Source organism: Pseudomonas sp. BYT-1, from assembly GCF_023611805.1.
Classification (GTDB): Bacteria; Pseudomonadota; Gammaproteobacteria; order Pseudomonadales; family Pseudomonadaceae; genus Aquipseudomonas; species Aquipseudomonas guariconensis.
Genome location: NZ_CP072559.1, coordinates 4202298 through 4214728, shown reverse-complemented (window position 1 = coordinate 4214728; position 12431 = coordinate 4202298). Strand labels below are relative to the sequence as shown.

General features: G+C 60.4%; 10 protein-coding genes. 1 reads left to right on the top strand and 9 read right to left on the bottom strand.

Features of this window, described 5'->3' with window-relative positions:
* Position 1: 1 nt before the first annotated feature.
* The 4 genes from J5X93_RS19750 to J5X93_RS19735 all read right to left on the bottom strand — a co-directional run bounded on the left by J5X93_RS19750 (position 2) and on the right by J5X93_RS19735 (position 3598).
* Positions 2-793 carry an ABC transporter permease gene (locus J5X93_RS19750; protein WP_043206658.1) on the bottom strand — a complete coding sequence of 264 codons (792 nt, stop codon included), beginning with the start codon at positions 791-793 and terminating at the stop codon, positions 2-4.
* Positions 783-1622, bottom strand: a complete 840-nt coding sequence (locus J5X93_RS19745; RefSeq protein ID WP_043206657.1) for an ABC transporter permease — start codon at positions 1620-1622, stop codon at positions 783-785. Before J5X93_RS19745 ends, J5X93_RS19750 begins: the two co-directional genes overlap by 11 nt.
* On the bottom strand, positions 1619-2425 hold the full coding sequence (locus J5X93_RS19740; protein ID WP_043206656.1) for an alkaline phosphatase family protein: 807 nt from the start codon (positions 2423-2425) through the stop codon (positions 1619-1621). The genes J5X93_RS19745 and J5X93_RS19740 overlap by 4 nt, the downstream gene beginning before the upstream one ends.
* Before the next feature lie 108 nt (positions 2426-2533).
* Positions 2534-3598, bottom strand: a complete 1065-nt coding sequence (locus tag J5X93_RS19735) for an ABC transporter substrate-binding protein (protein ID WP_090343631.1) — start codon at positions 3596-3598, stop codon at positions 2534-2536.
* Positions 3599-3921: 323 nt separating this feature from the next.
* Between J5X93_RS19735 and phnR the strand changes: the two genes are divergently transcribed.
* Entirely contained in the window at positions 3922-4635 is a 714-nt protein-coding gene (gene phnR / locus J5X93_RS19730) for a phosphonate utilization transcriptional regulator PhnR (RefSeq protein ID WP_102082282.1), read from the top strand.
* Positions 4636-4701: 66 nt separating this feature from the next.
* Here phnR and J5X93_RS19725 read toward each other — a convergent pair whose 3' ends face one another.
* The 5 genes from J5X93_RS19725 to J5X93_RS19705 all read right to left on the bottom strand — a co-directional run bounded on the left by J5X93_RS19725 (position 4702) and on the right by J5X93_RS19705 (position 12358).
* Entirely contained in the window at positions 4702-7644 is a 2943-nt protein-coding gene (locus tag J5X93_RS19725) for an RHS repeat-associated core domain-containing protein (protein ID WP_250033935.1), read from the bottom strand.
* Positions 7645-7805: 161 nt separating this feature from the next.
* Positions 7806-9944: a mechanosensitive ion channel family protein gene (locus J5X93_RS19720; RefSeq protein WP_043206653.1), complete on the bottom strand. Its 2139-nt coding sequence runs from the start codon at positions 9942-9944 to the stop codon at positions 7806-7808.
* Between the two features lie 44 nt (positions 9945-9988).
* Positions 9989-10153, bottom strand: a complete 165-nt coding sequence (locus tag J5X93_RS19715) for a hypothetical protein (protein WP_167358066.1) — start codon at positions 10151-10153, stop codon at positions 9989-9991.
* 156 nt (positions 10154-10309) lie between these two features.
* Entirely contained in the window at positions 10310-11599 is a 1290-nt protein-coding gene (locus tag J5X93_RS19710; protein WP_043206652.1) for a M18 family aminopeptidase, read from the bottom strand.
* A gap of 123 nt (positions 11600-11722) precedes the next feature.
* Positions 11723-12358: an RluA family pseudouridine synthase gene (locus J5X93_RS19705; protein WP_043206651.1), complete on the bottom strand. Its 636-nt coding sequence runs from the start codon at positions 12356-12358 to the stop codon at positions 11723-11725.
* Between the last annotated feature and the right edge of the window lie 73 nt (positions 12359-12431).

Below are 12431 nucleotides of genomic sequence, written 5' to 3'. Positions count from 1 at the left end.
GTCAGGATTTGTCCTTGTTCAGGCGATTGGCGACCCAGGTCAGCACCAGCACGAAGGCGAAGTAGGAGATTACCAGTGCACTGTTGAAATGGCCGCTGCTGTTGCGCATGTTGTTCAGGTACACCTGCAAGGTCTCGTAGCGTGTACCCACCAGCAGGTTGGCGAAGACGAACTCGCCGAACAGGAAGGAGAACGACAGCAGCAGTGCCACCATCAGGCCCTTGCGCAAGTTCGGCAGCACCACCAGGAACGCTGCCTGCCAGGTGCTGGCACCGAGCAGTTGGGCGGCGTCCATCAGGTCGCGCAGGTTGATCGCCTGCAGGTTGTTGGTGATCGCCCGGTACATGAAGGGCAGGGCGATGGTGAAGTAGCAGCCGATCAGGATCCAAGGCGTACCGACCATGGCCATCGGGCCGCTGCCATACAGCTGCAGCAGGCCCACCGAAGACACCACCGGTGGCACGGCGAACGGCAGGAGGATGAGGATATTCATCAGCGCGTCCAGCCGCGGAAAGTGGTAATGCACCACGAACAGCAAAGGCAGGATCAGCACCACCGATAGCACCAGCGCACCTACGCACACCAGCAGCGACTGGCCGAAGGCCGCGAGAAAGCGCGGCTCGCTCCACAACGCCAGGTACCACTTGAAGGTCAGGCCGCTGGGCAGCAGGCTCGCCGACCAACTGGTGGCCAAGGAGTAGAGCAGGGTGCCGGCCAGCGGCAACAGCAGGATGATGAACAACAGGTACACCACGACCCGGTGATAGAGGCTGGTTCGAGGTTCAGCGCGCATGGTAGCTCCTCTTGAGCAGCCATTGATGGACCACGGTGACCAATGTCATCAGCCCCACCAGCACCATGGCCAGGGCGCTGGCCAGGTTCGGATCCAGGGTGATGTCACCGGCCACCAGGGCGGCGATGCGGATCGGCAGTACGTTGAAGTTGCCGGTGGTCAGGGCGTAGACGGTGGCGTAGGCGCCCAGAGCGTTGGCCAGCAGGATCACGAACGTGCCCAGCAACGCCGGAGCCAGCACCGGCAGGCCGATGTGCCGCCAGAACTGCCAATGACTGGCACCCAGCAGGGCTGCCGACTCGCGCCAGTCTTCCCGCAGGGCGTCGAAAGCCGGGTAGAGCAGCAGCACGCCGAGGGGAATCTGGAAGTAGGTGTACACCAGGATCAGGCCGCTCTTGGAATAGATACTGAAATCCTCGAGCAGGCCCACCTGCTTGAGCAGCAGGGTCAGGGCGCCGTTGAAGCCGAGCAGGATGATGAAGGCGAAGGCCAGCGGTACGCCAGCGAAGTTACTGGTCATGTTGGCGAAGGCACTGACGAAATCACGCAAGCGTGAATCCACCTGGCGCAGGGAGTAGGCGCCGAGGGTCGCGATGACGATGCCGAACAGGCTCGACCAGAAGCTGATTTCCAGACTGCGTTGCAGCGCCTGCAAGTAGAACTTCGAGGCGAAGACCTTGCTGAAATTGGCAAGTCCCCAGCCGCTTTCACTCTGCAGGCTGTTGATGGCCACCCAGGCCAAGGGCGCGATCTGGAAAACAATGAAGAACACGGCAAACGGGAGCAGGCAGAGCAGGGCCAGGTAGCGGCCACGTTGGCTGGCATTCACTTGAGCAGCTCCCGGCAGACTGGCTTGTCATGCGGCGCGCCGAGCAGCTCGCAGATCGTGCCGCACAATTCGGTCTGCAGGGGCGTGGCCGCAGGGTCCAGGCTGAATGCCTCGCCGAACACGAACAACGGCACTTCGCGCTCCTCGGCCAGCAAACCATTGTGCGAGCGGTCGTTGTTCATGCCATGGTCGGCGGTCACCAGCACCTGATAGCCCTCCTGCAGCCACAGCGGTAGGTAGTCGGCCAGCAGGATGTCGGCGCTGCGAGCGGCATTGCGGTACTGGCTGCTGTCCAGGCCATGGCGGTGCCCGGCGTCATCGATGTTCATCGGATGGACCAGCAGGAAGTTCGGCGCATGGCGCCGACGCAGGTATTCGGCATCGGCCAGCAAATGCGAGTCAGGGTAGTGGTCGGCGTAGTAGAACAGGCCGTGTTGGATCGGCAGCTTCGGCGCGTGGGTGTGACGGTCGCGCAACGGGTCGAAGGGCGAGCGGTTGTACAGCTCGCTAAACCAGTGATATGCCGCCGCCGCGGTCCCTAGGCCCGCTTCTCGGGCATAGTGGAAGACACTGCGCTGGGTGGACAGACGATTGATGTTGTTGTGCACGATGCCGCTGTCGATGGGCGGGACACCGGTGAGAATGCATTCGTACAGCGGGCGTGACAGCGATGGCAGCTCGCACTCTACGCGGTACAGGGCGGCACGGTCGGCCTCGACATAGGCATGCAGATGACCCATGGCGTGGTGGGCCACCTGATGGTTGAGGCCGTCGAGCAGGACCAGGATGACGTTGTGTTGCATGGTGGCTCCCAGTGGAGCTGCAAGCTGCAAGCTACAAGCGACAAGAAGAAGCAGGCATGTCGATCACCTGCTTTGACTTGAAGCTTGCAGCTTGGCACTTGAAGCTTTTTATTCCATCTCGATGATCACTTGCTCTTGCCACATCTGCGGCAGCTTTTTGGAAGTGGCCTCCCAGGCCTCGGCATTCTTGATCGGTTGGGCGGCGCTGTACTGCTCGTTCGGCAGCAGCTTGGCCTGCACCTCGGCCGGCAGCTTCAGGTGCTCGGCGCGAATCGGACGGGCGTGCCCGATGGCCAGGTTGGTCTGGCCGGCGTCACTGAAAATGTACTCACGCGTCAACTTGGCCGCGTTGGGGTGCTTGGCGTACTTGTTGATGATAGTGGTGTAGCCGGAGATCACTGAGCCATCGGACGGGATCAGCACCTCGAAACGCTTGGGATCGATCTGCTCCCGGTAGCTCAGACCGTTGAAGTCCCATACCACGCCGACTTCCACTTCACCTTTTTCCAGAGTCTGGATGGTCGGGTTGGCCAGCGACAGGCGCTTTTGCTGGGCGAGTTTGGTGAACAGTTGCAGGCCGGGTTGCAGGTTGCTCTCGTCGCCCTTGTAGGCGATGGCTGCGGCGAGCACGCCATTGGCGGCCTGGGCGGCGGTGCCTACGTCGCCGATGGCGACCTTGTACTTGCCTTTTTCCAGGTCGTGCCAGGTTTTCGGGCGTTCACTTTCCTTGACCAGGTCCTTGTTGATGATGAACGCGATGGTACCGGTATAGGCCAAGGCCCAGTGGCCATCCTTGTCTTTGGCCCATTCTGGAACTTGATCCCACGTACTGGGTTTGTACGGTTGGGTCACACCTTTGGTGGCGGCGATGGGGCCGAAGGCGGCGCCCACGTCACCGATGTCGGCACTGGCGTTGTCCTTCTCGGCATCGAACTTGGCGATCTCCTGGGCCGAGCTCATGTCCGTGTCGCTGTGCTTGAGCCCGTATTTGCTGGCAAGGTCCGCCCAGGTGCCTTTCCAGTTAGCCCAGGCATCGGGCATGCCCACGCTATTGACGGTGCCTTCCTTGCGAGCGGCCTCTTCCAGGGCCTTGAGATCGGTATCGGCGGCCATGGCCGAGGTGCACAGGGCGATGGCCGAGCCCAGCAGTGACGCCATGAAGAACTTTTTCATCCGAAGCTCCTTTGGTGGGGCCTTGCAGTGTTGTTGTAGGAAAACCGTTCGTTTGCGAACCTTTGGTCTAGGTCAGCAATCCTCGAGCCAAGGTAGGCCGGTTGCGTGACAGTTTGATGTACGAGCAGGCCCGCAACCCTGCGATGCAGGCCCTGGCACTACAGCGTAGACCAGATCGCAGGCCTTTATTCGCAAGGCCTTGCTCGTTTCCCAGGCCAGCACTGGTAGTCTTTGTCACAGGATGTTCATCAGCCCTCCCTAGGCTTGCACTATTCTCCAATTGCCCAACATTGGGGCTGGACTAGTCCATACAGGTAACCTTGATGCACTCGACGCCACCGCGCGCGGTAACAGCCATCTGCCATGCCCTGCAGGAGCAGATCGAACACGGTCTGCTGGCGCCGGGCGGCAAGCTGCCGGCCGAACGCAAGCTCAGTGAGGTGTTCGACACCACACGTATCACCCTGCGCGAGGCCTTGGTGCAGCTGGAGGCACAGGGGCTGATTTATCGCGAGGAGCGGCGGGGTTGGTTCGTGGCGCCGGAGCGGCTGACTTATGACCTGATCGAGCGCAGCCACTTCCATGCCATGGTCCGAGAGCAGGGGAGGGTGCCCAGTACCGAGCTGCTGTCTGCTCGGTTGCAACCGGCCTCGGCGGCGATCTGTGCGCGGTTGCGCTTGCCGGCGTTGTCCAGCGTGGTGCAGATCTGCCGCTTGCGGCGTATCGACGGGCGCGCGGTGCTGTATGCCGAGCATTACCTGAACCCTAGGTATTTTCCTGGGATCCTGGAGTTGGATCTTGGTCAGTCGCTGACCGAGATCTATGCCAGAGCCTATGGGATCGCTTATGGCCGGGTATGCTTCGAGATCCTGCCGACCGCGTTGCCGGCTCCGGCTGCCGCAGCCCTCAAGGTCTCGGCGGGTAGTCCGGGGTTACATGTCACCCGGGTCAACAGCGACCAGCATGGGCATCTGATCGACTGTGACCTGGAATATTGGCGTCATGATGCGATACGGATTCGGGCTGAGGCGGGGTGAGTTCAGGCATTGGGGTACCGCCGGTCTTGCATGCAGCAGACCGGCGGGGCCGGTTGTTGAGATCGCTTAAGTACGAAATTTTTTTTCGTACTTAACGTACAGTTCGTTAAGTTTATCCAGTTCGGCCAAGGCTGCCTGGTAAGGCTTCTCGACCTCCGATCTTCCCACCCATGCATCAGGGTTGAACGGGTCATTATTCAATGTAATGGAAAGCTCTCGTGGGCCATCGGGTATGAACGGCCTCAACAGGCTTTTACGGCTGCGCATGCTGCTGAGCTTACCGAATTGCGCGTCTATCTTTGAGTAAATGGCATGAAGGGCACCTTTTGCATTCTCTACTTGAGCAGGTATTGCCCCGGCTACTGCATGTTTTGTGGTAACGGTTATTGATTTTTCCACTTCTGTGGCGACTTTTATCGCTTTTGATACGGGAAGGGTAAGAGGGCATTGTGGTAAACCCACGCCTGTCGCCACTTTGTTTGCATCGTTGGTCATTTGATCATCGGTTATTTTTTCACGGAGCTTTTCCATGGTTATTTCTTTTTCTAGGAAATGTTTGATTTTATGCCCAAGGCCGCCTTCGGCCGTTTCGTTTATTTTTTTTGTCATGTCGAGGTCTGGCGTCAACTCAGCCTGCGGGAGTATTTTCTCTGCCGCTTTCTTTACAACGGTTTTCCCGACGAGCCCTCCTACGCTAGCCCCCCAGGTTGCGCCTACAGCGGCTCCTGGAACGTTGGCGATAACCCCTCCTACAGCGCCTCCTATAGCCCCTCCCGCCGCACCGCCCAGGAGGCCGCCGGCCATGCCAATGGTCGTAGCGAGCGCTTCCAAAACGATCGACATCAACACGTAAATAATCCGGCTTTCGGTTTGGCTTCGCATATAATCTTGAATTTGAAGCCTGGTGTTACGGATCATACTGGGTGCGCTCTTCAGCGCTTGGAACTCATGGTAATACCCTTCGGCATTCAATCCGTTGTTGTCTTTTAAGGCAATGGGGTTGTTTCGTACCATTCGATAAAGATTAAGTCCATCGACCGTACCGGCAGGGTCTGCACTGAGCCAGCGCCCGACCCAGGGTTGGTAATACCGGTGACCGTAATAATAGAGCCCCGTGCCATCGCGTTCTTTCCCTGAATAACGCACGGTCTTGTAATCGGCTTCTGTCTGGCTGCGAGCGGCCCATACCGCAGAGCCGCCGTAGGGGTAGTACTCTTCATAGCTGATGATTTGACCGTCGCTATCGAGTTCGAGCCCGACGCTGTCTATGAGATTGGAATAGCCGTAGCGCAGCGAGTCATTGCTGACACTTGGCGGTGTGCCGGTTTCCCAGTGCAGTAATCGCACTTGAGCATTACCGGCTTCGCCGATGGTGATCACGTGAAGCAGTTCTTTTATCGCATCGTCCCTGAAACGGGCGCGCACCTCCAACCCTGGCAAATAAAGTACGTATCCCGTTTGGGCGCCTGCCTGTTGGGAGTTGTATTTGGCGATCCGTTGGCCGTCTGCACCGTAGCGATAGCTTTCCTGGTCAACAGCGCTGTCATCACCTGCCTGTGACACGAACTTGCCGAGCTGCCCGCGCGGTGTCCAATGAAGGGATTGGCCAGGTTGCAGTTGTAACTGATTGCCCGCTGCATCGAAGAGGGCATCGACCTTGGCAGGATCGTCGGCGAGAGTATGCAATACCGCCCGATTGCTGCGGTTGGACACTGTCATGTCCAGGGTATAGCTGTTGTTGGAGGCGGGTGCGCTGTGTGAGATACGCGTCAGGTTGCCAGCGCGATCGTATTGGTAACGACGTGTGTAGTTGGTGTAGGCCCCGTCGTTGGTCGGGAGTGGAATGGTGGGGGAGGGAGGCTTAGGGCCTTGGCGGGGCATATCGGCCATTTCACGGCCGCTGGCTGAGATCAGTTGATAGAGGCTGTCATATGCATAGCGATTGACCGGTACGATCTTCTGATTACGCCAGAACCGCGTCGCCTCCGCATCATTGTGCACACTCAGGATATTACCGACTGGGTCATATTCGTACCGTATGTCTTGCAGGACTTTCGCCTCGCTGCGCCCGGCACGTCGTTCGATCTTGCTGCCTAGGAGGCGCTGAGTCCGCTGTTCGTAGGTGTAGGTGGTAATGACGCCGTTGCCCTGTTCTTCCCGCAGCTTTTGTCCGAACGCGGAGTATTCCACAGCCTTCAAGATAACCCGCGTCGTTCCACCTTTCATGATCAGCCGAGTGCTACGCAGCATGCCCGCTATGTCATAGGCCTGGCATTGGGTATGGCCGAGCGCATCGCGTTGCTCGATGGAAGCTCCCGTCGCGTCGATACGATATGAGGTCGTGAACGCATCCGGTGCTAGTAGCTTGTCCCAGACTGCCGCGTCTTCTCCCTGCCAATCGGCTTCGGTGCCTTCCGCCAGCAACTTTTGGGTGGCGGAAAGTACGCTTGCGGCCAAGCCGGCGCTGTCCATCTGCCAACAACCTGCCGTGTCATAGTGGCGCACGCATCGGCCTGCAAGATTCTGATCCTTCGCAGTCTGGGTGTTGTCGCCCCAGACCAAGCGTTCTGTGATGCGCGGATTTGCTTCGGCGATATGCTCACTCACGTGTAGCAATCGCCCTGCAAGCGGTGGGGTTTCATAGTGCCAGCGATGGAGCACGCCTGTGGCGCCAATGCTCAGGCACTGGCGGCCGTGAACATCGTTGAGCGAGAGCGTGACGCCCGCGTCGGCACTGTCGCTACGCAGGACATCGCCCGTCAGCGAATTATGAAATTTGTAATTGGGTTGGGTCGTCGCGTCCACGGCTTGGCGTTCATGGAGGCGAGGATCGATGCTTTGCTCAAGCTGCGCAAGGGCGTTAAACCGGTGGCGGGTGATGCGTTCGTCGAGTTGTTCGGGTGTATCGGGATGGCGATGATAAGCGATATCGCGGATGCCTAATCCTCGGTTGTCTCGGACGGTGACCGTAGGCGTTCCGTTATGAAGTGAAAAGTCTATGTGTCCCAACTTGCAGTTACCTTGATCATGTTGATTTTTCGCCACCCCCAGAGGGGAGTGAAGAATCAGCTTGATTTGGCTGTATGGCTGACTGCTAGTCGGAAAGCGCTGTTTGACGTATCGGAAAAGCCGCCAGGCATGGCGGCATCCCTGTCGTACTCAGATGAGTATCAATCGGCGGTCGTGCCTCCACCCGCCGTCACCACCTGCACCGACAACCGTGGCGTCGCCAGATCCAGCCCGGCTTCATCGAGCTGGCGCTTCAAGGCCAGATTGAATGCCCGCGACACCTCCCATTGCTTGATAGGCGCCGTCTTGAACCGCGCCCGCAAGATAGCCGACCCTGATTCGAAGCTCTCTACCCCCTGCAGCTCCAGAGGGGACCAGATGTTGCGCCGCATCAGCGGGTCGTTGCGCAGCTTCTGCCCGACCTCGCGAATCAAGGTGATCGCTTGGTCGATCGCCATGCTGTGGGGAATGGCCACCCTGAAGATCGCATAGCCGAATTCGCGCGAGTAGTTCTTGATGCTCTTGATCTCGCTGAACGGAATCGTATGCACGATGCCGTCAATGTCTCGCAGCCGCACGGTGCGTATGGTCAGGCCTTCGACCGTGCCCAGGTGACCACCGACATCCACATAGTCATCGATGGCCAAGGAGTCCTCGATGATGATGAACAGGCCGGTGATCAGATCGGCTACCAGCGACTGGGCGCCGAAACCGATCGCCAGGCCGATGACACCGGCACCGGCGAGCAGCGGAGTGACATTCATGCCCATGTTCGCCAGGGCGACGATCACTGCGATGATGAAGATCGCCACGAACATCACGTTGCGGATCAGCGGCATCATGGTTTGTGCGCGAGCGTTGGCCAGGCCCCGGCGTGAGCGCACCAGAGCGTGGTGTACCGCCGTGTCGGCCAGGATCCACACCAGCCAGGCTGCGATCATGGTTCCTGCCAGACCCACCAGGCGCATGCTCACTTCATGGCCATCGCCCTCGGCGAAATTGATCATCGACAGCCCCCAGACCCGCAGGCCCAGTTCGATGAACACCAACCAGATGAACAGGTGCACCAGAGCGTAGCCAAAGTTGCGCAGGCGCTCGGCGTATACCTCCTGGCGTCGGTTGGCGCGCTTGGGGTTGGCCGCGTGACGACGCACCAGGCCGTTGAGCACCATGCACACCACCACCAGCACGGTGCACATCAGCGACTGGCGCAGGGCCGTGCTGGTGTCACCGGCCGAGACGAACGTGGCGAACAACGAGACAGCTACCAAGAGCAGCGCCGGTACGAACCAGAAGCTGCCGAGGATCTCGATGGTGTCGCTCAGGGTTCGCCGGGTCAGGCGTCGGGACAACGGCTGGTTGCGAATCAAGTGAGCGATGGGGCGGCGAAAGCGCAGGATGAACAGGCCGGTGCACATCGCCGCCACCACATTGGCCAGTGTTGCCAGGGCATGGGCCAAGTGGCTGCCCAGGGCGGTCGTCATGCGCGGGTCGCTCATCGCCTCGCCGAACGCAGCGAAGCTGCCGATCAGCCACAGCGGGCGGAACGCCTGATGGCGCAGGATGTACAGGGCGCGATGACGGTGTGGGCCGTCGAGCAGTGAGAAGGCGATCACGCAGATCGCCGAGAACAGGGTGCCGACCACCAAGGCGTAGGCCAGGACCATGGCCAGTGATTTGCCCAGGGAAGAGGGCAGGGCGAAGCTCAGGTAGACCGTGAACACCAGTGCAACCATCCAAGGCCCCAGCTTGCGCAAGGCAAAGCGGACCAAGTCCCAGGTGCGCGGGTGTTGGGGCAGTTCTTCGGTCAGGCCGAAGCGCAGGCGCACGCGATGGCCGATCCAGTTGAAGGCATACGCCAGCAGGCTCCAGACCGCGATGATCGCCGCGAAGCCGAACAGGATCGCCGGCCATTGATGCACGGGAACGATCAGGGCCGCCAGCTCCTGCTGGGCCTGGTCGATTTCCAGGGACCAGCGCCGGAATGGGCTGGCGTCGCCGCTGAATTGCTTTTCCAGGTCGTGCAACGCGCCGCCGATCAGCCCGAGCACGCCCTGTTCGACGGTCGGTTGCGACTGTTTGGTGGCATCGCGCAGTTTTTTCAGGTCGGCCAGCAGCTTGGCGCGTTGCTGGTCGTTTTCCAGGTTCTTGATCACCTCATCGAGCGACTTGCCCAAAGGCTCGGTCGCCTCCGGCTGCGCTGGCGCGCTCGATCCGAGCAGACTTGGCAGGCCCGCGGCCTGGACCGGGGTGATGAACAGGAACAACAGCAGGAACAGGCAACGCAGGAGTGCAGGCACCGGGAAATCTACCTCAGGTCAAACGATTGACCGAGTGTAGAGGTTTATGAGGGCAGTTGCTCCAGGATCTTCCAGCAAGTGAGGCCGAAGATACCCAGGGTTCCGATCCACATCATCAGCACGCCGATATTGCGTTCGCGCAGGCTGAAACCAATGGTTAGCAGCAGCAGGAACAGGAAGACCGGCAGGAACAGCGACAGGAACGTCATGGACAGGAATCCTTCTGAAAGATAGGGCCATGCTTTAAGCATAGCGGCTCGGGACGCAGGCGAGATTGATCAAGGACAGGCATCGAGCATGCCGACAGGGCATCGGTGGGTGCTGGCGATGCCGGGAAAAGGGCCGCAAAGCGGCCCTTGGGCCACTCAGGGCAGTTCGCGGCTACGGTAGAACGCGGTGAGCACCTTCACCAGGTGCGCCAGGTCATGGCTGCCGCATAGCTCGCGGATCGAGTGCATGGCGAAGGTCGGCAGGCCGATGTCCACCGTGCGCACGCCCAGATGGCTGGCGGCGATCGGGCCGATGGTCGAGCCACACCCCATGTCGCTGCGTACCACGAAGCTCTGCACCGGCACTTCCTCGGCCATGCACAGGTGGCGGAAGAAGCCTGCGGTTTCGCTGTTGGTGGCGTAGCGCTGGTTGTTGTTGACCTTGATGACGGGGCCCGCGTTGAGCTTCGGCCCATGGTTGCCGTCGTGCTTGTCGGCATAGTTGGGGTGCACGCCGTGGGCGTTGTCGGCCGAGACCATCAGCGAGCGCTGGATGGTTCGCACATAGTCGTCGCCATCGGGTAGCAGGCGCTGCAGGGTCTGTTCGAGCATTGGACCGTCGGCGCCGCAGGCTGAGCAGGAACCGACTTCCTCGTGGTCGTTGCATACCAGCACGCAGGTTTCGTCGCTGTCCGCCGCCAACAGGGCCTGCAGACCGGCATAGCAGGAAAGCAGGTTGTCCAGGCGGGCAGCAGCGATGAAGTCGCCATTGAGGCCGATCAGCGCAGCATCCTGTGTGTCGTAGAAGCTCAGCTCGTAATCCAGCACCACGTCGGCATTGAGGTCGTGCTCGCGGGCCAATTGCTCGGTGAGCAGGGCCCGGAAGTCCACGCGCTCGTCACCGGCCACCTGGGCCAGGATGGGGGGCAGTTCGAGCTGAGGGTTGATCGCCCAGCCTTCGTTGGCGGTGCGGTTGAGGTGGATAGCCAGGTTCGGGATCACCGCGATCGGCAGCTTGAAGTCCACCAGTTGGCTCTCGACCTTGCCGTCGCGACGGAAGGTGACCCGGCCGGCCAACGACAGGTCGCGGTCGAACCAAGGCGCGAGCAGCGCGCCGCCGTAGACCTCGACGCCCAGTTGCAGAAAACCGTGGCGCTGCAGTTCAGGCTGCGGCTTGACGCGCAGGCACGGGCTGTCGGTATGGGCGCCGACCATGCGGATACCGCCGAGCAATGGCGATTGCTTGCCCAGCTTGATAGCGATGATCGAGGAGTCGTTGCGGGTCACGTAATAGCGGCCACCCGGCACCGTCGCCCAGCTGTCGCGCTCGTCCAGGCGCTGATAGCCGGCGGCCTCCAGGCGTTGGGCGAGGCTCGCGGTCGCATGAAAAGGCGTTGGGGAGGCCTTGAGGAAATCGATCAGGCCAGCATTCAGGGAATCGCGCATAACTCACTCCGGTTCGAGCTTCAAGCTTTAAGCTGCAAGCTTCAAGCAAGAGCGGCAGCTTGGGCAAGTTCCACGCCATCCGCTTTGGCTATTTCTTGCAACTTGTCGCTTGAAGCTTGTAGCTCAAAAAGGTGCCGGGCACTCGAACTTCAACCGCTCGCCCGTCACCGGGTGGGTGAAGCTCAGCATGCTCGCATGCAGGCACAGTCGATCGTGGGCGGCCAGGGCTTGGGGGTTGGCGTACAGGCGGTCGCCCAGCAGTGGGTGGCCGATCGAGAGCATGTGCACGCGCAATTGGTGCGAGCGCCCGGTGATTGGGGTCAGCTCCACCCGGCAGTGATCGCCGCAACGCTCGAGGATGCGCCAGAAGGTCAGGGCATGCTTGCCCTGTTCGTGGTCCACCACATGACGGGGTTTGGTCGGTGGGTCGTAGCGCAGGGGAAGATCGATGCTGCCGCTGTCCAGCGCCGGTTGACCCCAGCACAACGCGGTGTAGGCCTTTTCGGTCTCGCGGTCATGGAACTGTCGCGAAAGCTCGCGGTGGCTGTCGGCATCGCGGGCCAGCAGGATGATCCCGGAAGTTTCCCAGTCCAGTCGATGAACGATCAGCGCATCAGGATAGCCGTTGTGCTGCAGGCGGGTGATCAGGCAGTCCTTGTTGTCCTCGGCGCGACCTGGCACCGACAGCAACAGTGTCGGCTTGTTGACCACCAGGATGGCAGCGTCTTCATGGAGGATCTGGACGTTCGACAGCGGCATTGCAAAGTCTCTTTGGAAAGCACTGTGGGAGCGGCTTGTCCAATGGTTGCGTCAGCCTGGGCTGGCACGATCA

Bases quoted from the DNA above. Each gene is read 5' to 3' on its own strand.
- J5X93_RS19705 (WP_043206651.1), bottom strand. From the start codon at position 12,358: ATGCCGCTGTCGAACGTCCAGATCCTCCATGAAGACGCTGCCATCCTG.
- J5X93_RS19740 (WP_043206656.1), bottom strand. From the start codon at position 2,425: ATGCAACACAACGTCATCCTGGTCCTGCTCGACGGCCTCAACCATCAG.
- J5X93_RS19735 (WP_090343631.1), bottom strand. From the start codon at position 3,598: ATGAAAAAGTTCTTCATGGCGTCACTGCTGGGCTCGGCCATCGCCCTG.
- J5X93_RS19715 (WP_167358066.1), bottom strand. From the start codon at position 10,153: ATGACGTTCCTGTCGCTGTTCCTGCCGGTCTTCCTGTTCCTGCTGCTG.
- J5X93_RS19710 (WP_043206652.1), bottom strand. From the start codon at position 11,599: ATGCGCGATTCCCTGAATGCTGGCCTGATCGATTTCCTCAAGGCCTCC.
- phnR (WP_102082282.1), top strand. From the start codon at position 3,922: ATGCACTCGACGCCACCGCGCGCGGTAACAGCCATCTGCCATGCCCTG.
- J5X93_RS19750 (WP_043206658.1), bottom strand. From the start codon at position 793: ATGCGCGCTGAACCTCGAACCAGCCTCTATCACCGGGTCGTGGTGTAC.